The following is a 21,137-nucleotide window of genomic DNA, read 5'->3' on the forward strand; positions in this document are numbered from 1 at the left end:
ATTTATAGGCACGAGCTTTAGCCCACTGACGGTTACCTTCGATGGTATTGATCTCACCATTGTGCGCCAAATAGCGGAATGGCTGAGCCAGTGGCCAACGCGGCTGAGTATTGGTTGAGAAGCGCTGGTGGAACAGGCATATCGCCGATTCCATACGTAAGTCAGCAAGATCGAGGTAAAATCGCGGAAGATCGGCCGGCATACACAAGCCTTTGTAAACCATGACTTGTGTCGAAAGGCTACAAATATAGAAATCTTTGTCTTCGGTGATCTGCTTTTCAATTCGACGACGAGCGATATAAAGTCGTCGTTCAATATCGCGTTCACGCCACCCAGCAGGTGCTGAGATAAACACTTGCTGAATATTAGGAACGGAATCTTTTGCGATTGGACCTAATACGTCGGTGTTGGTCGGCACGACACGCCAACCTGCAACGGTTAACGTTTCTTGAGCGAGTTCTTTATTGACGATGTCTTGCGCGGATTGCGCTTTGATTGGGTCTTGGCTGAAGAAAATCATGCCGACAGCGTATTGCTTGCCGAGCTTGAAGTTATTCTCTTCTGCAATAATTCTGAGATAAGAGTCTGGCTTCTGTAGCAATAAGCCACAGCCATCTCCTGTTTTACCATCCGCAGCAATACCACCACGGTGTGTCATGCGATCGAGGGCTGAAATAGCAGTTCGTACCAACTTATGACTCGGTTGGCCTTCCATTTGCGCTATTAAACCAAATCCACAGTTGTCTTTTTCAAGACTAGGATCATATAGAGCCATTGCAATTCTCCCTTTTGCTTCTCTGTCATCCAGACAGTAAATGACTAACTATTCATATACTTGTTATTTTTTATAAGCTTATAGTTTGTCTTTAACTAGTTAAAACGTTATTGGTTGTGTTAACAAAACCGATTGGTTTTATTTTCACCAGCTTTACAACGTATAGCTAATTGTGTTTAAGGTCAAGTTCATGGTTAATTATCATGCGTAAACGCGATTAACCACGTAATAATCTAAAATAGTAGAATGATATCAAAGGGATATAAAAGGTAGATGTTAATGGGATTTAACATGTGCAACGAAGGGAATGTCCCAGGAGCCGTAAGGTAGATAGAAAAAAGGCTAGCATCGAGTGCTAGCCAAACATAAAAGTTAGGAAGGGTGTTGCTTTTCCTCTAGGCTAACGTCATCGACGTTAGCCCGAGAAATATTATGCGGAAAGCATGAGTGAATCAGCTTTCGCTTCTAAGTTTGAGTTACCCATTAAGAAGTCATCAATGGCAATTGCACATTCACGACCTTCATTAATACAACGTACAACCAGAGACTGACCAGTACGCATATCACCAGCAGCGAAAACGCCTTTCTGGTTCGTCGCAAAACCTTCAGAAGCGACGTTACCGCGCTCGTCCAGTTTAATGTCTAGTTGAGCAAGCACGCCTGTAGGCTCTGGGTGTAAGAAGCCCATTGCAAGGAATGCCATGTCACATGGAATAACACGTTCAGAGTTCGCTACTTCATCAAAACCTGGACGTTCGCCTGGTTTTGCGTCTTGCCAAACGATGTCAGCGATACGTAGACCCGTTACTTGACCTTGATCGTCGCTAATGAACTCTTTGGTTAAGATGTTCCAATGACGTTCACAACCTTCTTCGTGAGAAGTGGTGGTTTTCATGATCATTGGGTATTGAGGCCAAGGCATATTTGCAGGGCGTTTCTCTGGTGGGATCGGCATGATCTCAACCTGAGTAATGCTTGCTGCTTTATGACGGTTTGATGTGCCTACACAGTCAGAGCCTGTATCACCACCACCGATAACCACAATGTGTTTATCTTTAGCGTGAAGCTCTTCTGTCTTAAGATCTAAGTCGTTGGCACGGCGATTATTTTGACCAAGGAATTCCATGGCAAAATGAACGCCTTTAAGCTCACGACCTGGGATTGGTAAGTCGCGTGGAACCGTAGAACCACCCGTTAGCAATACCACATCAAACTCTTGGCGTAACTGTTGAGCATTAACATCAACACCGATGTGTTGGTTAACTTTAAATTCAACGCCAGCTTCAGCCATTAGGTTGATCTTACGATCAATTACGTCCATACCCAGTTTGAAATCTGGGATACCGAAGCGAAGTAGACCACCCACTTTCTCGTCACGTTCAAATACCGTTACCGAGTGACCGGCACTGTTTAGCTGCTCAGCTGCGGCTAAGCCTGCAGGGCCTGAACCGATAACTGCGACAGTTTTACCTGTGCGAGAGCGTGGTGTTTTAGGCTTTGCGTACCCTTCACGGTACGCAGTTTCTACAATCGTTTTCTCGATATTACAGATAGTGATTGGGTCTTGGTTGATGCCAAGAACACAGGCACTCTCACAAGGAGCAGGACAAACACGACCTGTAAACTCAGGGAAGTTATTGGTAGAGCTAAGAATGTTCCAAGCCTCTTCCCAGCTGTCGCGATAAACAGCGTCATTGAATTCTGGGATGATGTTACCAATCGGACAGCCGTTGTGACAGAAAGGTACGCCACAGTCCATACAACGAGATGCTTGAGTATTGATCTTTTCACCAAACTCTTCGTTAAGTACGAACTCTTTGTTGTCTTCAATTCGAACTGACGGGTCGAGCTTCTTTGGAAGCTCACGACCGTGTTCTAAAAATCCAGTAGGCTTACCCATTATACTGCCTCCACTTCTTCCGTTTGTGCCTGTTGTGCTTCAGCTTTACGCTTTTGAAGAACCGCTTTGTAGTCGCGTGGCATTACTTTAACTAGCGATGCAACACTTGCTTCAAAGTTGTCTAGGAAAGACTGAGCAACTTCACTTCCTGTGAATTCAACATGCTTAGTTAGCATATCTAGTAGAAGATCTTTATCTTCTTGTTCAATTGGATCTAGGTCTACAAGTTCTGCGTTGAGCTTGGTCTCGAAGTCACCTGCTTTATCCCAAACATAAGCGACACCGCCACTCATACCTGCAGCAAAGTTACGACCCGTTGAACCAAGGATAATTGCCGCGCCGCCAGTCATGTATTCACAACCGTGGTCACCAACACCCTCAACAACAACCTTCGCGCCAGAGTTACGAACACAGAAACGTTCGCCAGCCATACCGCGAATGAAAGACTCACCAGAGGTTGCACCGTAGAAACATACGTTACCCACCACGATGTTATCTTCAGCAACGATAGTAGATCTTGCATCTGGATACAGTACCAACGTACCGCCAGACAGACCTTTACCCCAGTAATCGTTCGCGTCGCCTTCTACTTCGAACTTAACGCCTTTCGCAAGGAACGCACCGAAAGATTGACCAGCACTACCGTGGAACTTAACGTTCATTGTCTGTGGTAAACCTTGGTCTTTGTAAACCTTCGAGATTTCGTTCGACAGCATCGTGCCTGCTGAACGGTCCGTGTTGATGATAGGGAACTGAGCGGTAACCGCTTCACCTTTCTCAAGCGCTGGGATTGCAGCCTGAATCAACTTACGGTCTAGAACGTCTTCAAGATTATGATTCTGTGTTGTCTGGTTGTAGATACCATCTTCTGCACGAGCCTGCTCAATGTGCAGTACAGGTGTTAGATCTAGGTTCTTGTACTTCCAGTGACCGATGTCATCACGAACTTTAAGTTTGTGCGATTGACCAACCATCTCATCGATAGAGCGGAAGCCAAGTTCAGCCATTACTTCACGTAGACCTTCAGCCATGTATTGGAAGAACGTTACTACGTCTTCTACGCGGCCGTCGAAACGCTCACGAAGAGTTTTGTTCTGTGTTGCGATACCAACAGGACATGTATTCTTGTGACACTTACGCATCATGATACAGCCTTCAACAACAAGTGCTGCTGTTGCTACGCCCCATTCTTCAGCGCCAAGTAACGTTGCGACTGCAAGGTCACGTGGTGTTTTCATCTGACCATCAGACTGAACAACGATACGGTTACGTAGGCCGTTTTTCAGCAGTGTCTGGTGCGTTTCCGCTAGACCTAATTCCCAAGGCAGACCGGTGTGACGGATAGAAGACATCGGAGATGCACCCGTACCACCATCAAAACCTGCGATAAGTACCACGTCAGCTTTCGCTTTCGCTACACCAGATGCAATCGTACCTACGCCTGCTTCCGATACTAGCTTCACGTTGACACGGCCGTTACGGTTCGCGTTTTTCAGATCGTAGATCAGCTGAGCCAAATCTTCGATTGAGTAGATATCGTGGTGCGGCGGAGGGGAGATAAGACCTACGCCCGGAGTCGAGTGACGCGTTGCGCCGATCCAGTCATCAACCTTATCACCAGGTAGCTGACCACCTTCGCCAGGTTTCGCACCTTGAGCCATCTTGATTTGCAGCTCATCAGCGTTAGATAGGTAGTAAGACGTTACACCAAAGCGACCAGAAGCCACCTGTTTGATTGCTGAACGTTCCCAGTCGCCATTTTCTTTACGCTCGAAACGTGCTGGATCTTCACCACCTTCGCCTGAGTTTGATTTCGCGCCAATGCGGTTCATCGCGACAGCCAGTGTTGAGTGAGCCTCATGCGAGATTGAACCGAAGCTCATTGCGCCTGTTGCGAAACGCTTAAGGATTTTCTCAATAGGTTCTACTTCCGCTAGAGGAATTGAGCCTGCTGGGTTCTTGATGAAATCAAGTTGGCTACGTAGTGTTGCTGCGTTGTCGCCTTGAGCATCAACGGCGTTCGCGTACTTCTTGAATTGACCGTAATCTTTGTTACGCGTCGATTCTTGAAGTAGAGAAATGGTTTCTGGGTTGAATAAGTGCTTCTCACCACGTTGTTTCCACTGGTAAACACCGCCAACATCAAGAACTTGAGCTGGAATTTCACGAGCAGGGTAACCGACACGGTGACGAACTAATACTTCTCGTGCGATATCGTCGATCGTTAGACCTTGGATACGAGAAACAGTACCTGTGAAGTATTTTTCAACCACTGACTTGCTTACACCAAGTGCTTCAAAGATTTGCGCACCGTGGTAAGACTGTAGCGTAGAGATCCCCATCTTAGAGAAGATCTTCAGTAGACCGCCGTTGACACCTTTACGGTAGTTATCGAATAACTCACGTGGGTGTACGTTTGGATCTAGCTTCTTCGTACGTTGCAGTTCAACAATCGTTTCAATAACTAGGTATGGGTTAACTGCATTCGCACCGTAGCCGATTAGCGTTGCAAAGTGGTGTGTCTCGCGAGCATCGCCTGTTTCAACAACAATGTCACACTTAGCTCTTAGACCTTTACGGATAAGATGGTGGTGAACCGCGCCAACTGCCAGCATTGCTGGAATAGCGGCGTGGGTAGAGTTAACCGCACGGTCTGTCAGTAGGATGATAGAGTAGCCATCAATCACAGCGTCTTCTGCGTATTGGCAGATACGCTTAAGTGCGCGCTCTAACTTACCGTTGTCTCCGTTTGCTTGGAATACGATATCCAGCGTCTTCGCTTGAAGGTGCTCGTTATCGATTGCACGTAGCTTCTCTAACTCAGAGTTAGACAGAACTGGAGACTCAAGTTCTACTTTTTGACAGTGTTCAGGCGTTTCAGCAAGTAGGTTCTGATCCTTACCTAGGTAAGTGTTCAGAGACATAACCATACGCTCACGAATCGGATCGATTGGCGGGTTTGTTACTTGTGCAAATAATTGCTTGAAGTAGTTTGAAAGGTGCTGCGATTGATGAGAAAGAATCGCTAGCGGCCAGTCAGCGCCCATTGCAGAAAGTGGCTCGTAGCCTGTTTTCGCAAGAGGTAGAATGATTTCGTTTACTTCTTCAGAGCTCACACCAAACGATTGTTGTTTATGAAGCAACTTTTCTGGAGAAGGTTGGTTAAATTCGTTGTTCGCATCCGGTAGCTTTTTCAAGCTCAGAAGGTTCTCTTCAACCCATTTTTCGTAGGGTTGTGCTTTAGCAATACCGTCTTTCACTTCTTCGTCAGAAATGATGCGGCCTTGCTCAAGGTCAGCAACGAAGATACGACCAGGCTGTAGACGACCACGGTATTCAACGTTTTCTGGTGCGATTTCAACTACGCCAGATTCAGACGCCATCACTAGGAAGTCGTCTTTTGTCACTGTGTAGCGAGAAGGGCGCAGACCATTACGGTCAAGCGTTGCACCGACTTGAACACCATCGGTGAAACATACTGATGCCGGGCCATCCCATGGTTCCATTACGTTCGCGTGGTACTGGTAGAACGCACGACGAGTTGGATCCATGTTTTTGTTTTCTTGCCATGCTTCAGGGATCATCATCATTAATGCGTGTGGCAGAGTACGACCTGAAAGAACAAGTAGCTCAAGTGCCATATCGAAGTTTGATGAATCCGAGCTGCCTTCCTGACAGATAGGAAGCAGCATGTCGATTTCAGCTTGTGTAAACAGATCCGACTCTAGGATTGCTTCACGTGCTTTCATCCAGTTTAGATTGCCGCGAACCGTATTGATTTCGCCATTATGCGCGATGTAACGGAAAGGCTGAGCCAGACGCCAACGAGGGAATGTATTGGTAGAGAAGCGAGAGTGTACCAGTGCTAGAGCTGTCACCATGGTTGGGTTTTGCAGGTCTAGGAAGTACTGAGGAACTTGTTCTGTTGTTAGCTGACCTTTGTACACCAATGTCTTGTAAGACATAGAGTTGATGTAGAAGTCGTCACCGATGTTTGACACGCTTTCTAGGCATACACGAACAGTGTAGTTACGTAGAACATACAGTTTACGCTCAAGCTCTTCTGGTGTGATACCAGGGCCGCCAGAAATAAATACGTGTTCAAATTGAGGTTCAGTGCTTAGTGGGTCAGCACCAATCATTGAATTGTCAGTTGGAAGTTCACGGTAACCGATAACTTCTAACTCAAGGCGCTGTGCATTGCGTTCTAGAATGTCACGACACTGTGCACGTTTGTATTCATCCTTAGGGAAAAGTACAACACCAACACCATATTTTTCAAAAGATGGCAGTTTAATTCCAAGCTTTACGGCTTCTTCTAGTAAGAATTCGTGTGGCTTCTGTAGCAGGATACCTGCACCATCACCAGAACACGGATCACAGCCTTGGCCGCCACGGTGTTCCATACGTGCAAGCATATCGAGTGCTTGAGTTACTACATCATGAGATTTGCGATTCTTAAGATGAGCAACAAAACCGATACCACAAGCGTCATGCTCCAATTCAGGAGTATACAGACCCTGTGAGTTCTGCTCTTGATCTACCATAGATACATCCTTCCAGTTAAATCTAGGCGCAACTTCTTTGTATAAAGTTAGCCTTGTCCTTTTATATTTATGGGTCTAAACCTGCCTATGCTGGCGGTTTGAATCCTTTCCGTATCTCGCAGGAAAAGTATTGCGAGAAAAACAATCCTTAGTGATATCCGTTTGTTTTTGACCACAAACTAGTGGTTTATATAGGTGGGGTATGGACATCACCGACTTATTGGCAAGTTTTCGATGTAAGTAAACACTCAGAAATAGCCAATATGTGTAAGTATCCTACAATTTTGTCTAGGCGAATTGCAATTAAAGTTAACCGATGTAGACCATTTTTTTCGTTTTGTTTTGAATTTAATGCCTAACAAATGTGCAACATTAGGCAAATAGAGCTTATTTTTTGCATGTTTATTGATATTTGATAGGTTGCTCGCAAAAATCCTTGCGTAAACTAATTGGTCGAATTTTGCAGGGATGTAATTTTTTTTCAAAAAAGACTGATATTCATTCTTATTTACTTGAGTGCTTTGAAAATATGCAATTACACGAGTTAGTTAATACTATCGGCCAAGATCTCCAACGTCGTTATGGCGAGAAGGTTCACAAGCTGACACTTCACGGTGGGTTTAGTTGCCCAAACCGAGACGGGACAATTGGCCGTGGCGGTTGTACCTTCTGCAACGTAGCTTCTTTTGCCGATGAACAAACTCAAGTTCAAAGTATTGCTGATCAATTAACAGATCGTGCGGGTGAAATCGCTCGTGCCAAGAAGTATCTTGCTTATTTTCAGGCGTACACCAGTACTTACGCTGAGGTACAGGTACTCAAGAATATGTATGAAGAGGCTCTAAAAGCACCCGGAGCAGAGATTGTTGGCCTTTGTGTTGGCACGAGACCAGACTGCGTGCCTGATGCGGTACTCGATCTGCTCGCGGAGTACGCTAAGCAAGGTTACGAAATTTGGCTAGAGCTCGGCCTGCAAACAGCCAATGATAAAACCCTCAAGCGAATTAACCGCGGACACGATTTCACTGTGTATGAAACGATCACCCAGCGCGCACGTGCTTTAGGAATCAAGGTATGTACTCACCTGATTGTCGGCCTGCCCAAAGAAACCAAAGCGGATAACCTTGAAACTCTAGATAAGGTATTAGCGGCTGGCACTGATGGTATCAAGCTTCACGGGCTTCATATTGTTGAAGGCAGTACCATGGCTAAAGCCTGGAAGGCAGGAAAGCTAGAAGCACCAAGCCTTGAGGAGTACATTGATATCGCGAGTGAGATCATTCAACGCACACCAGCGGACGTGGTTTATCATCGTGTATCTTCTGCGGCGAGACGCCCGACACTACTCTCCCCTTTATGGTGTGAGAACCGCTGGTTGGCGATGACTGAGATTGGTCGTTCGCTTGATAAAACCGGCGCACAAGGCATTAAAACAGGCTTTGCATTCGAGTACACGCAACCTGTTTTAAACGCGACCAATTGATAGGAATGGGTGACTGTAGGTAACAGCAGATAAAACCAACAAATAGTGGTAACATTTCCCTCACAGAATTTATAAGTATAGATTGAGAGCAGATGGAACTGGTAATGACTTGGTTATGGGATAGGGCGTATGGCTACGGTATATATATCGTTGTTCTATTGCTGATAGGTCTCATCTGCTGGCATATTTATTTACGTTACCAGTCATATATTGAACAGCTTCTTCTCGCTACGCCTTCACCTCTTTATTTTGTTGACATCCGAAGTGGCGAGATCTTGTACGCCAATCGCCAAGCCATGCAGTTGCTTGGTATCCGCCAAATCGGTACTCACTTTCGTTTTCCAACAGTGGAAGCTGAGAATAGTTTTCGTCATTACCTCACTGATCACATCAACTCTCGAACGTTTGAGTATCTCTCGTCCTGGGTTCTTTCTGAATTTGAATCTTTTAAGATCAACTTGGTGGGTCGTAAGATCCACTTTAGAAGTAGAAAGGCTTGGATGATACATGCTTCCCCTTATAAAAGTACCAACGAAGAGATTTCCCAAGAGGTTCGTGATCTCAATGTTGCTCGTACCGCTTTGGATTCTTTATCTGAGTTGGTCTATGTCATCGATCAAAAGGGTGAATTGGTCGCGAGTAATCGTGCGTTTAAAAAGTTTTGGCATGGTCGCCCTGAAGAGGGCACTTTAAGTGTGTCTAGTGGTGCCTTAAAAGGTCGTGTCAGTGAGCGCTCATGGACCACAGACCAAGATGGTAAGGGGTGTCTCCTTGAAACCTATCAAAGTGTTTTGCTCTCGCAAAGTGGGGAAACCATAGGTACGCTCTCGATAAGTCACGATGTGACGGATTGGCATGACATGCAGCAACAACTGCGTGGGGAAATGGAAAAGCGTAAAGATACTGAAGTTGCACTTGCACAACGTGACACCATTTTACAAAACATCTTGGAAGCGAGCCCTGACTCGATTGGTATCTTCAACGAAAACATGGTTTACCAGGCGTGTAATAAGCCATTTGTGGCAGCGTTGGGTATTTCTGAAGTCAGTGATTTAGTGGGTAAACGTCTACAAGACGTAGTACCAAATAGCATTTATATGCGCGTATCAGAGAGTGATCATCAAGTGCTTCATCAAGGTAACTCGTTGCGTTACATCGACAAACTGGTTTCAAGTGATGGAGAGTTTACTTGGTATGATGTAGTGAAGTCGCCTTTTAGAGACCCTGCATCGAGTACCAATGGTGTACTGATCATGGCACGTGATATCACAGAACGTTACCTCGCCGAGCAGAAACTTGAAGAAGCCAATTTAGAGCTTGAGCGCCTCAGTTTTATGGATAGTTTAACTCAGGTATCCAATCGACGTCGCTTCGATGAGCAGCTGTCTACATTGTGGCATCATCATGTGCGTGAGAAATTGCCGTTGACGATTATGCTGTGTGACATCGACTTCTTTAAAGGCTATAACGATTTCTATGGACACCAACAAGGTGACGATGCTTTGATTCAGGTTTCACAAGCCTTTAAGCAGGTGTTGAATCGCTCTTCGGATTGCGTGGCTCGATACGGTGGTGAAGAGTTTGGCTTTATTCTCCCAAACACAACCACAGAAGGTGCGCTTATGGTCGCTCGTCGAATTCATGATGAAGTGCAAAAACTAGGATTAGCTCATGAGAAGTCGACAGTGTCAGACTCCATCACGGTGAGTATTGGTATTGTCTCTTATATACCAACACCTGATGACGAAATGGAGTCTGCTGTTGCCTTGGCTGACAGTGCGTTGTATCAAGCGAAATCTGATGGTCGAAATCGTTCGATAGTGCATCCATACTCTATTCACTAACTTTATAGAATGGGTAACTTAGTGACTCCATCTTTTTCTTGTTTAGCATTTATATTACTTGGCTAATATTTATGTGTCTTGGCTAGTATTGATATTGCTTGGTTAGTATTAATATTGGTTGATTAACCTTCGATATTACCGCTAATCTCTTGCTGCGTGTGATGTAGCTAGCTTACCTACTTTCTTCAAACAAGGTAGAATGTTGCTAGTCTTATCGCGTGGAGCGCTAAATGAAACCCATGAAAAATCTTGCCCAGTATTACGTGGATCTGCTCGTAAAATTGGGGATTGTCCGCTTTTCTATCTTACTCGCCCTAGCGCTTGTTGCCCTTGCTGTTGTTGTACAAGTCGGTATCACCCTCGCACTCAAAGGTAATGTTGATGATATCGACATTGTCCGTTCGGTTTTCTTCGGTTTAGTGATCACACCTTGGGCGGTCTATTTTCTCTCAGTCGTGGTCGATCAACTGGAAGAGTCTCGCCAAAGGTTGGCTAAACTGGTCTCTAAGTTGGGTGACATGCGAGAGCGAGATCAAGAACTCAACAATAAACTGCAACTCAATATCGAAAAGCTCAACCAAGAAATTGAAGATCGTGAAAAAGCAGAAGAAGCGCGTGCAGAAGCAATGCATGACCTTGAGAACGAAGTGTTTCAGCGTGAGCGAACTCAGCTTGAATTAGCAGAACGAACAGCACTGTTGCGCTCGTTTATCGATGCCTCGCCTGACCTCATTTATTATCGCAATGAAGATGGGGTGTTTTCAGGTTGCAACCGAGCGGTTGAAGAACTCACGGGCAAAACAGAAAAAGAGCTAGTCGGTTTGACGCCTTGGGATGTTTATAGCAAAGAGATCGCTCAACAAGTTGTTGAAACCGATAAGAAGGTATTTGCTGACAACCAAGCACTGACTTATGACCAATGGTTGGAATACCCTGATGGTCGTAAGAGCTACTTCGAACTGCGTAAGGTGCCTTTCTACAGTAAAGAAGGTCGTCACTTGGGCTTGGTCGGTTTTGGCCGTGATATTACCGAGCGTAAAGAGCACCAAGAGTCACTGGAGAAAGCCAGTCGCGATAAGACCACCTTTATTTCAACCATTAGCCACGAGTTAAGAACGCCGCTCAATGGCATCATCGGCTTAAGTCGTATGTTGTTGGATAGCCAACTGACGACCGAGCAGCGCAAGCAGATGCAAACCATCAAGGTGAGCGCGGTGACATTGGGTAATATCTTTAACGATATTATCGATATGGACAAATTTGATCGTCGTAAACTTGAGTTATTCCCAACTCCGCTCAACTTTGAAGATTTCGTTGTCGAGATCGAGAGTATTTCTGCGTTAATGGCAGAGCAAAAAGGGTTAAGGTTTGATCTTGAAAGGTTATCGGATCTTCCTGCTGCGGTCGAAGTGGATGGTACTCGTCTTAGACAGGTGTTGTGGAACCTTGTTAGTAATGCCATGAAGTTCACCAAAGATGGTGGTGTGGTGATGACAGTCAGCGCTGAAATTGATGGCGACTTTGCTAACATCACGATGGAAGTAGAAGACACCGGGATTGGTATTCCTGAAAGTGAAATCGAGAAGATCTTCGCGATGTACTACCAGGTGAAGTCGGGAACAGACAATCTACACGCTGTCGGTACTGGTATTGGTCTTGCCGTGTCTCAACAGTTGATCAATATGATGGATGGTCACATTGAAGTCACCAGTGAAGAGGGCTTTGGTAGTACCTTTACGGTTTCGATTCGAGTTCCAGTTAATCACGATACTCAGGCTCTGATCAAAACGCCAAGAAAGCAGTCCAACCTTAAGATTTTCATGGTCGAAGACATTGAGCTCAATATCACAGTAGCTCGTTCTTTACTTGAAAGCCTTGGGCATGAAGTGACAGTCGTAATGACGGGTAAAGAGGCACAAATCGTTTTCAACCCAAAAGATTATGATTTGGTATTACTGGATATCCAGTTACCAGATATGACTGGTTTCGACATTGCCCAATACTACCGCGAGAAATATAGCCAATTGCCGCCTTTGGTGGCATTAACCGCGAATGTACTAAACAATAAGCAAGAGTATTTCCAGAAAGGTATGGATGAAGCGATCAGTAAACCACTGTCGGTTCGTGCAATCCAGGATGTCATCAGCGAGTTGATTGAGGATGCCCCAGAGGTTATTGAGAAAGCCGAGGGTATTGATACAGTAAAGGATGTTGAAAAAGTAGCAGGTGTTGAGAAAGTAACAGCGAGTAAGCCGGCTCTTTCAACGATTGATACCACTTTGCTTGATATTGATATGCTAGAGTCTTATGTTGACATTGTCGGGTCGAAACCTGTTTTGGATAGCATCGTGATGTTTGAAGATATGATGCCGGAATATATGGAAATATTGAATTCCAATATGGTTGCGAAAGATCAAGACAGTATCGTTTCTGAGGCACACAAGATTAAAGGTGCAGCAGGTTCCATTGGCCTGAAACGCATACAGCAAGTTGCTCAGAAAGCTCAATCTCCAGATATGCCTGCGTGGTGGGAGAACATTTCAGATTGGGTTGATGAAATAAATAACGAATACCAAAATGATATTGAAGTCTTAAAGAGTTGGTTAAATCAAAGGTAGAAGAATAATGAAAAAATTAGCATTCGCCGCATGCGTTGTGGCATTAGCGGGTTGTTCTGCACCACAAGTCGAATGGCAGCAAGACAATCAAGTAGAAGTATCTGCAGCGACAGTCACAATGAAAAGCAACCTGTGGTACAACAAAATGCCTACGATTGGGGAGGCTCAAGACAAGACTCTACATGGTGCTATCTACCTAGAATCTGACTCACAATTACCAGCAACACTTGCGGTTGAGAGTGTGACGGTTAAACAGGGTGCAGATACCTTGTTGGTAACAGCTGACGATCTAGATTTAAGAACACACAGTGAAACGCAGTGGGAAGTTGCTTTTGTATGGCAGTTAGAGATCGACAGTGATAAGCCTGTTGATGTTGCGATTGAACTCAAAGATGGCGAAACCGTGAAGTGGTTAGTCGAGAAAGACGTTAAGGTAGATACGGTTTACTAAAACCTTAACGAACAATGAACAATAAAAAAGGGAGAATGCGTTGGCATTCTCCCTTTTTAATAACGATTGTTCACGCTTCGATTGCTAGAAGTACTAACTGTTTATAAGTGCTGACTGGTTAGAAGTGCTATCGGTTTAGAAGTACTAATCGACGGCAAGAACTAAACGGCCAGAAGCGCGAATCGAATTAGTCTTCTAGGTCACCACAAAAGCGGTAGCCTTCACCGTGAATCGTCGCGATGATTTCTGGCGTACCAGAAACAGATTCAAAGTGCTTACGAATACGACGGATTGTTACGTCTACAGTACGATCGTGTGGCTTAAGCTCACGGCCAGTCATCTTCTTAAGAAGGTCTGCACGTGTTTGGATCTTACCTGGGTTCTCACAGAAGTGAAGTAGAGCACGGAACTCTGAACGAGGTAGCTTGTAGCCTTCGCCATCTGGGCTAACCAGAGAACGACTGTTGATATCTAGTACCCAACCATTGAACTCGTACTTCTCAACGCTACGCTTTTCTTCTTGAACAGAGCTTGTGCTCATTGAACGGTTAAGAAGGTTGCGTGCACGGATAGTCAGCTCACGAGGGTTGAAAGGCTTTGTGATGTAGTCATCTGCGCCGATCTCTAGGCCAAGGATCTTATCAACTTCATTATCACGACCAGTTAAGAACATAAGCGCTACATTTGCTTGCTCACGCAGTTCACGCGCAAGTAGTAGGCCATTCTTACCTGGAAGGTTGATGTCCATAATTACAAGGTTAACTTGGTTGTCAGATAGCACTTGGTGCATCTCTTCACCGTCGCTAGCCTCAAAAACAGCATATCCCTCTGCTTCAAAAATACTCTTTAGAGTGTTACGAGTTACTTGCTCATCTTCAACGATAAGAATCTGCGGGGTTTGCATTTGGCGGTACCTAAATTTGTGACGAAACTGTGCTAATAGAATAAATTCTAGGCAAAACATAACATACAGGTAATGTATTTTTGATGATAACTTAAAGTTTTCAAAAAAACACTTACTTCCAGCTATCTGCCTTCCTTGAAGTATTGCCCAATAACGTAGATCCAGTACGCCTTTCAATCATTCTTTTAGTGATTTAAGAGGATTCTATAATGTTAACAGCATGCTAACAACGCGAGAATGTTAATTCCATTCACTTTGTTGATTTACATCAATTGCCGTATCGCAACAAACTTTAATAGTATGGCTACAACTTAACCAATGTTATGGTGACTATTTAGCACCAAAATAAGAATGATTATTCGAGATGTTTCGCACATCTTGCTTGCTAAAGACCGGACTATGAACCAAGGAAGCTGAAAGCTATCCTTAGAGTCTAGTAGATAAATATGCTCAATCAACTTTTATTTCGTATTAAATTGGGCATAGAGCAATGAAAACAAAGGATTAATTTTAATAATATATAAAAGCATAGAGGCTCACCTGACTTAATAGGTTTGCCTTACTCACGGAGGATATATGCACGATATAACACCTGACTTATGTGATGAGTTTGAAAGCAAAGTCACGCTACTGAATATGCCATTACAGAACTTCGGCCAGCGTGGTGCGTTCTGGGGGAAAATTGTAACAGTTCGTTGTTATCACGATAATTCCAAGGTTCGTGAGGTTTTAGAGACCGATGGCTGCGGCAAAGTACTCGTTGTAGACGGTAATGGCTCGTGTCAAAAAGCGTTACTTGGCGACCAATTGGCTATTCTAGCCATCGAAAATGGTTGGGAAGGCGTCATTGTGAATGGTGCGGTGCGTGATGTTGCGATGATGGCGCAGATGGATCTTGGTATTCAAGCTCTCGGAGCCTCTCCATTTAAAACCGAGAAGCACGGTGTTGGGCAAGTGAATGTGACGCTCTCTATACACAATCAACTGATTCAGCCCGGTGATTACATTTATGCCGATTGGAATGGTGTGTTAATTTCAACGGAATTGTTGATTGAATCTTAACGGGCTCATCAATAAAGAAGTGGGATAGATTAGAAGCGAAACCCTAATCCTACCTCAACACCTTGTTGCCACTCTTCATAATCAAGGGTGGCATGCATATCTAGATTGTCGGTTAGCTGCACGCGGCTGGAAAGCTCTGCGGCTACCGATTTATCACTGTCTTCTGTTTCATTGTTATAGGTGTGTAGAGAGCTGTTGAAAGAGACTCTTTCGGAAAACTGATAACTAACACCACTCAAGAATCCACTCTCATATTTCAGTGCAGCAGTGTTGATTCGTGTACCGACATAAAGATCCACATCAGAAAACAAGCTATAAGAATAACCACTGTCTACTGTCCAAGTATCAAAGCTTTCACTCGATGTACTTTGCGTGGAGATAAAAAACTTATGGTCAGAGCTATCGATTTGACTTGGGAGCAAAGGCAAACTGCTCAGTAGCGGTAAACTGTTAGCTGAACAAACAACAGGCATAGCAAAGACTAAAAGAATAAGTAATCTCTTCATTTCCCACTCCTGATGTCATTATTATTGTTTTTCGAACGTTATTGTTCAATTAAAGCACAGGACTTGTATGTTCGCTGTACTATCGATAGAGCATTTTGTTATGACTATATATGCAACTGATTACTTCTGTTTGTTTGATGAGTTAATCCAGTCTCTGAATGGCAGGTTGATGCAGGGTGTTTTATCTCTTAAATGAAGGTTTGCTCTGAAAAACGGTGTGAATGTAAAAAAAACGCAACTTTTCATTGACGCATAGTAGTAAAAATTGATACACGTAGAGTAAAGCACAAGCAGAGAATTTGATATGCAGCATGTAAGCCACCTAGTAATGACCACCACCATTATTATTACCGACATTCACATTGTTGGGGCAGGCTGCTAAGTAACGGATTTTAAAAAAAAGGCCTGTATCCAACAAGATACAGGCCTTTTTTTGTACCATTTTTATGACTTATGGAGAAAGGGATGCGCGTTTTAAAGTTTGGAGGTTCATCATTAGCTGATGCAGATCGTTTTTTACGAGCGGCTGATATCATCGCTAATAATGCCCAGCAAGAAGAGCTAGCCGTTGTACTATCGGCTCCAGGAAAAACAACCAATAAGTTGGTCGCTGTTATTGAAGCTGCACTGAAAAACGGTGAAGCTGACACACAGATTTCAGAGATCGAATCATCATTTTCTGCACTGTTTGCAGAGATTCAAGCGGTATTGCCGTCAGTAGATGGCTCTGCGTTTCAAGAGCAGGTCGATACCTCTCTTGCTCAACTTAAGCAGTTCGTGAATGGTATTAACCTACTGGGCATGTGCCCGAACCATGTTAATGCTCGCATCATTAGTAAAGGTGAGCGAGTTTCAATCCAGTTAATGAAAGCGGTGCTGGAAGCGAAAGGCCAACCAGCAAGCCTGATTGACCCTGTGGAATACCTCTATGCTCAAGGTGATCATCTTGAAGCTATGGTTGATGTGGACATTTCAACTCAGAACTTCCGCCAATCACCGCTTCCTAAAGGTCACGTAAATATCATGCCGGGCTTTACTGCTGGTAATGATAAAGGCGAGTTAGTAACGCTTGGCCGTAACGGCTCTGACTACTCAGCTGCAGTTCTAGCGGCATGTCTACGTGCTGATTGCTGTGAGATTTGGACTGACGTCGATGGCGTTTACAACTGTGACCCACGCTTAGTGGATGATGCCCGTCTTCTTAAATCACTCAGCTACCAAGAAGCGATGGAGCTTTCTTACTTCGGTGCTTCTGTTCTACACCCGAAAACAATTGCACCTATCGCACAATTCCATATTCCATGCCTGATCAAAAACAGCTTCAACCCACAGGGTGCCGGCACTTTGATTGGCCAAGACACTGGCGAAGATAACCTGGCGATCAAAGGTATCACTACGCTAAGTGACCTAACGATGGTTAACGTATCAGGCCCAGGAATGAAGGGCATGGTAGGCATGGCGAGTCGTGTATTCGGCGCGATGTCTTCTGCAGGCGTTTCTATTGTCCTTATTACTCAATCTTCTTCTGAGTACAGCATCAGCTTCTGTATTGAATCGGCTGACAAAGTGAAAGCGAAGCAAGTGTTGTCAGACGCGTTTGAACTTGAACTTAAAGATGGCCTATTAGAGCCTGTTGAGTTCATGGATGATGTTGCGATTGTGACGCTGGTGGGTGACGGTATGCGTACTTCACGTGGTGTCGCTTCTCAGTTCTTCTCTTCTTTAGCGGAAGTGAACGTTAACATCGTCGCTATTGCTCAAGGCTCTTCAGAGCGCGCTATCTCTGCGGTTATCCCGGAAGATAAAATCTCAGAAGCAATCAAAGCGTGTCACGAAAACCTATTTAACTCTAAGCACTTCCTTGACGTCTTCGTTGTCGGTGTTGGCGGTGTTGGTGGTGAGCTTGTTGACCAGATCCAACGTCAACAAGGCAAACTGGCTGAAAAAGGCATCGTGATTCGCGTATGTGGTTTAGCAAACAGCAAAGGCTTGCTGCTAGACAGCGATGGTCTACCGCTAGAACAGTGGCGTGATCGTATGTCGAGTGCGACAGAAGAGTTTAGCCTAGCGCGTTTAGCGGCACTTGTTCAACGTAATCACATCATCAACCCTGTGTTGGTTGATTGTACGTCTAGCGAAGGTATTGCAGGACAATACGCAGATTTCCTAGCGGCTGGTTTCCATGTTGTAACACCAAACAAAAAAGCCAACACGGCAAGCATGGCTTACTACCATCAGCTTCGTGAAGTGGCACGTAACTCTCGTCGTAAGTTGATGTACGAGACAACAGTAGGCGCAGGTCTACCGGTAATCGAAAACTTACAGAACCTAATCTCTGCAGGTGATGAGCTTGAGAAGTTCAACGGCATTCTTTCTGGTTCACTGTCTTACATTTTCGGTAAGCTGGATGAGGGTATGACACTCAGCCAAGCAACCAACATTGCTAAAGATAACGGCTTCACTGAACCGGATCCTCGTGATGATCTGTCTGGTATGGATGTGGCGCGTAAACTGCTTATTCTTGCTCGTGAAGCGGGTATGGCACTTGAGCTTGAAGATGTTGAAGTTGACCAAGCATTGCCACCGGGTTTTGATGATTCAGGTACGGTTGACGAGTTCATGGCTCGCTTGCCAGAAGCGGATGCATACTTCAAAGAGCAGTCAGCCATCGCAGCAGAAGAAGGCAAAGTACTTCGTTATGTGGGTGAGATCGCTGAAGGTAAATGTAAGGTTCGTATCGCAGCTGTTGATGGCGATGACCCAATGTTTAAGATTAAAGATGGCGAGAACGCTCTGGCATTCTACAGCCGTTACTACCAGCCAATCCCACTCGTTCTACGTGGCTACGGTGCAGGTACTGAAGTTACAGCAGCAGGCGTATTCTCTGATGTGATGCGTACTCTTGGTTGGAAATTAGGAGTTTAGGAATGAGTTCAAGTGATATGGATGTTGTCGTTTATGCTCCTGCATCAATCGGCAATGTCAGTGTAGGGTTTGATGTGCTGGGGGCCGCTGTGTCTCCAGTGGATGGTACATTGCTTGGTGACCGAGTAATGGTTAAAGCCGGTGATGAACCGTTCTCGCTAAAAACAGCAGGCAGCTTTGTTTCTAAGCTGCCAACTGAAACCAAAGAAAATATTGTCTACGACTGCTGGGTTGTGTTCTCTCGCGAGTTAGACAAGAAAGGTATCTCAGTTAAGTCTCTAGAGATGACGCTAGAGAAGAACATGCCTATCGGCTCTGGTTTAGGGTCGAGTGCATGTTCAATTGTCGCGGCGCTTGATGCCTTGAACCGTTTTCATGGCCAACCGTTGAATGAAACTGAACTGCTTGCTCTGATGGGTGAAATGGAAGGTAAGATTTCAGGTGGCATACATTACGATAACGTAGCGCCATGTTACCTTGGTGGTGTGCAATTAATGTTGGAAGAGCTTGGTATCATTAGCCAAGAGGTTCCATGTTTTGACGATTGGTATTGGGTAATGGCTTACCCGGGCATCAAGGTTTCGACGGCTGAAGCGCGAGAGATCTTGCCTTCTCAGTATCGCCGTCAAGATGTGATTGCCCATGGTCGTCATTTAGCTGGCTTTATTCATGCTTGTCACTCTGGTCAGCCAGAGCTAGCCGCTAAGATGATCAAAGACGTGATTGCTGAACCATATCGTGAGAAACTGCTTCCAGGGTTTGCTGATGCACGCAAATATGCAACGTCAGCAGGAGCATTAGCTACTGGAATTTCTGGTAGTGGCCCTACGCTATTTAGCATTTGCAAAGAACAAGATGTCGCCGAGCGTGTTGCACGCTGGTTAGAACAAAACTACGTACAAAATGAAGAAGGATTCGTCCACGTTTGTCGCTTAGATAAACAAGGTTCGATCGTTACAGGAAGTGAGTTATGAAGCTGTACAACATCAAAGAAAACGATGAGCAAGTCTCTTTTGGCCAAGCCGTTCGTCAAGGTCTAGGTCGTAATCAAGGTCTATTTTTCCCATCAGAGCTGCCTAAGTTCGATGACATCGATGCACTACTTGCAGAGGACTTTGTCCCTCGTAGTTCAAAGATTCTTTCTGCTCTAATTGGTGATGAGTTACCAAAAGAACAGATTGATCAACTAGTGGATGCGGCATTCCAATTCCCAGCACCGATCAACCAAGTGAAAGACGGTGTTTACGCACTTGAACTGTTTCACGGTCCAACGTTAGCATTTAAAGATTTCGGTGGCCGTTTTATGGCTCAATCTTTGGCTGCGGTTTCTGATGGCGGTCAAATCACAATCTTAACGGCAACATCGGGTGATACTGGCGCTGCGGTTGCACACGCATTCTACGGCATGGAAAACATCAATGTTGTTATCCTATACCCGAAAGGCAAGATCAGCCCACTGCAAGAAAAGCTATTCTGTACGTTAGGTAAGAACATTCATACTGTCGCGATTGATGGCGATTTTGATGCGTGTCAGGCACTAGTAAAAGATGCGTTTGATGATGCTGAACTGCGCAAAGAGATTGGCTTGAACTCAGCAAACTCAATCAACATCAGCCGTTTGATGGCTCAGATCTGTTACTACTTTGAGGCGGCTTCTCAGCTAACCAAAGAGCAACGTGAAAATCTGGTTATCTCTGTACCAAGTGGTAACTTTGGTAACCTAACTGCTGGCCTATTAGCGAAAGCGCTAGGTTTACCGGTTAAACGCTTCATTGCAGCAACCAACGAAAACGACACGGTTCCTCGTTACCTAGAAACAGGTCAATGGGATCCAAAACCAACGGTTGCGACAACATCGAACGCGATGGACGTGAGCCAACCAAACAACTGGCCACGTATCGAAGAGCTTTGCCAACTGAAAGGTTGGGGACTGGATACTTTGGGTAAAGGTAAAGTATCTGATGAGCAGAGTGCTGAATCAGTACGTGATCTAAAAGCTCAAGGTTACCTGTGTGAACCTCATGGTGCGATTGCTTACCGTCTATTGGAAGAGCAACTGCAAGAGAACGAGACAGGTCTGTTCTTATGTACGGCACACCCTGCGAAATTCAAAGAAGTGGTT

12 protein-coding genes, 1 pseudogene and 1 other annotated feature are annotated in these 21,137 nt (G+C 44.9%); of the genes and pseudogenes, 8 read left to right on the plus strand and 5 right to left on the minus strand.

Annotated features, from left to right (window positions below; all coding sequences use genetic code 11):
- The 3 genes and pseudogenes from gltB (AB4232_RS08925) to gltB (AB4232_RS08935) form a co-directional block, all read right to left on the minus strand.
- A pseudogene (gltB, locus tag AB4232_RS08925) lies at positions 1-775 on the minus strand (glutamate synthase large subunit); the annotation flags it as partial.
- 430 nt (positions 776-1,205) lie between these two features.
- A complete protein-coding gene (locus tag AB4232_RS08930; RefSeq protein WP_004734985.1) occupies positions 1,206-2,675 on the minus strand; it encodes a glutamate synthase subunit beta in 1,470 nt (489 codons plus the stop codon).
- Positions 2,675-7,222: a glutamate synthase large subunit gene (gltB, locus tag AB4232_RS08935; protein WP_372086955.1), complete on the minus strand. Its 4,548-nt coding sequence runs from the start codon at positions 7,220-7,222 to the stop codon at positions 2,675-2,677. The genes AB4232_RS08930 and gltB (AB4232_RS08935) overlap by 1 nt, the downstream gene beginning before the upstream one ends.
- A 529-nt stretch (positions 7,223-7,751) precedes the next feature.
- Here gltB (AB4232_RS08935) and AB4232_RS08940 point away from each other — a divergent pair.
- The 4 genes from AB4232_RS08940 to AB4232_RS08955 all read left to right on the plus strand — a co-directional run bounded on the left by AB4232_RS08940 (position 7,752) and on the right by AB4232_RS08955 (position 13,618).
- Positions 7,752-8,705 (plus strand): TIGR01212 family radical SAM protein, encoded by a 954-nt coding sequence (locus AB4232_RS08940; RefSeq protein ID WP_135382879.1) that lies wholly within the window; start codon positions 7,752-7,754, stop codon positions 8,703-8,705.
- A 92-nt stretch (positions 8,706-8,797) separates the two neighbouring features.
- Positions 8,798-10,549, plus strand: a complete 1,752-nt coding sequence (locus AB4232_RS08945; protein WP_012603234.1) for a diguanylate cyclase — start codon at positions 8,798-8,800, stop codon at positions 10,547-10,549.
- Positions 10,550-10,779: 230 nt separating this feature from the next.
- Positions 10,780-13,167, plus strand: a complete 2,388-nt coding sequence (gene arcB / locus AB4232_RS08950; RefSeq protein WP_135382878.1) for an aerobic respiration two-component sensor histidine kinase ArcB — start codon at positions 10,780-10,782, stop codon at positions 13,165-13,167.
- A gap of 7 nt (positions 13,168-13,174) precedes the next feature.
- Entirely contained in the window at positions 13,175-13,618 is a 444-nt protein-coding gene (locus AB4232_RS08955) for a hypothetical protein (RefSeq protein ID WP_372086956.1), read from the plus strand.
- Between the two features lie 187 nt (positions 13,619-13,805).
- Here AB4232_RS08955 and arcA read toward each other — a convergent pair whose 3' ends face one another.
- Positions 13,806-14,522 (minus strand): two-component system response regulator ArcA, encoded by a 717-nt coding sequence (gene arcA, locus AB4232_RS08960; protein WP_004741534.1) that lies wholly within the window; start codon positions 14,520-14,522, stop codon positions 13,806-13,808.
- Positions 14,523-15,098: 576 nt separating this feature from the next.
- Between arcA and AB4232_RS08965 the strand changes: the two genes are divergently transcribed.
- Positions 15,099-15,584 (plus strand): putative 4-hydroxy-4-methyl-2-oxoglutarate aldolase, encoded by a 486-nt coding sequence (locus AB4232_RS08965; protein ID WP_017098326.1) that lies wholly within the window; start codon positions 15,099-15,101, stop codon positions 15,582-15,584.
- Positions 15,585-15,613: 29 nt separating this feature from the next.
- Here AB4232_RS08965 and AB4232_RS08970 read toward each other — a convergent pair whose 3' ends face one another.
- Positions 15,614-16,090: a ribonuclease regulator gene (locus tag AB4232_RS08970; protein WP_135382877.1), complete on the minus strand. Its 477-nt coding sequence runs from the start codon at positions 16,088-16,090 to the stop codon at positions 15,614-15,616.
- Positions 16,091-16,407: 317 nt separating this feature from the next.
- Positions 16,408-16,526, plus strand: a sequence feature (Thr leader region).
- Positions 16,527-16,555: 29 nt separating this feature from the next.
- Here AB4232_RS08970 and thrA point away from each other — a divergent pair.
- The 3 genes from thrA to thrC all read left to right on the plus strand — a co-directional run.
- Positions 16,556-19,015 (plus strand): bifunctional aspartate kinase/homoserine dehydrogenase I, encoded by a 2,460-nt coding sequence (gene thrA / locus AB4232_RS08975; RefSeq protein WP_372086957.1) that lies wholly within the window; start codon positions 16,556-16,558, stop codon positions 19,013-19,015.
- A 17-nt stretch (positions 19,016-19,032) separates the two neighbouring features.
- Entirely contained in the window at positions 19,033-19,989 is a 957-nt protein-coding gene (gene thrB, locus AB4232_RS08980; RefSeq protein ID WP_009848413.1) for a homoserine kinase, read from the plus strand.
- Positions 19,986-21,137, plus strand: a 1,152-nt coding sequence (gene thrC, locus AB4232_RS08985; protein WP_372086958.1) for a threonine synthase, incomplete at its 3' end; no start/stop codon positions are given. The genes thrB and thrC, both read left to right, overlap by 4 nt.

Source organism: Vibrio sp. 10N.286.46.A8, assembly GCF_041470165.1.
Taxonomy (GTDB): Bacteria; Pseudomonadota; Gammaproteobacteria; order Enterobacterales; family Vibrionaceae; genus Vibrio; species Vibrio tasmaniensis_A.

Bases quoted from the DNA above. Each gene is read 5' to 3' on its own strand.
- AB4232_RS08930 (WP_004734985.1), bottom strand. From the start codon at position 2,675: ATGGGTAAGCCTACTGGATTTTTAGAACACGGTCGTGAGCTTCCAAAG.
- gltB (WP_372086955.1), bottom strand. From the start codon at position 7,222: ATGGTAGATCAAGAGCAGAACTCACAGGGTCTGTATACTCCTGAATTG.
- AB4232_RS08940 (WP_135382879.1), top strand. From the start codon at position 7,752: ATGCAATTACACGAGTTAGTTAATACTATCGGCCAAGATCTCCAACGT.
- AB4232_RS08945 (WP_012603234.1), top strand. From the start codon at position 8,798: ATGGAACTGGTAATGACTTGGTTATGGGATAGGGCGTATGGCTACGGT.
- arcB (WP_135382878.1), top strand. From the start codon at position 10,780: ATGAAACCCATGAAAAATCTTGCCCAGTATTACGTGGATCTGCTCGTA.
- AB4232_RS08955 (WP_372086956.1), top strand. From the start codon at position 13,175: ATGAAAAAATTAGCATTCGCCGCATGCGTTGTGGCATTAGCGGGTTGT.
- arcA (WP_004741534.1), bottom strand. From the start codon at position 14,522: ATGCAAACCCCGCAGATTCTTATCGTTGAAGATGAGCAAGTAACTCGT.
- AB4232_RS08965 (WP_017098326.1), top strand. From the start codon at position 15,099: ATGCACGATATAACACCTGACTTATGTGATGAGTTTGAAAGCAAAGTC.
- AB4232_RS08970 (WP_135382877.1), bottom strand. From the start codon at position 16,090: ATGAAGAGATTACTTATTCTTTTAGTCTTTGCTATGCCTGTTGTTTGT.
- thrA (WP_372086957.1), top strand. From the start codon at position 16,556: ATGCGCGTTTTAAAGTTTGGAGGTTCATCATTAGCTGATGCAGATCGT.
- thrB (WP_009848413.1), top strand. From the start codon at position 19,033: ATGGATGTTGTCGTTTATGCTCCTGCATCAATCGGCAATGTCAGTGTA.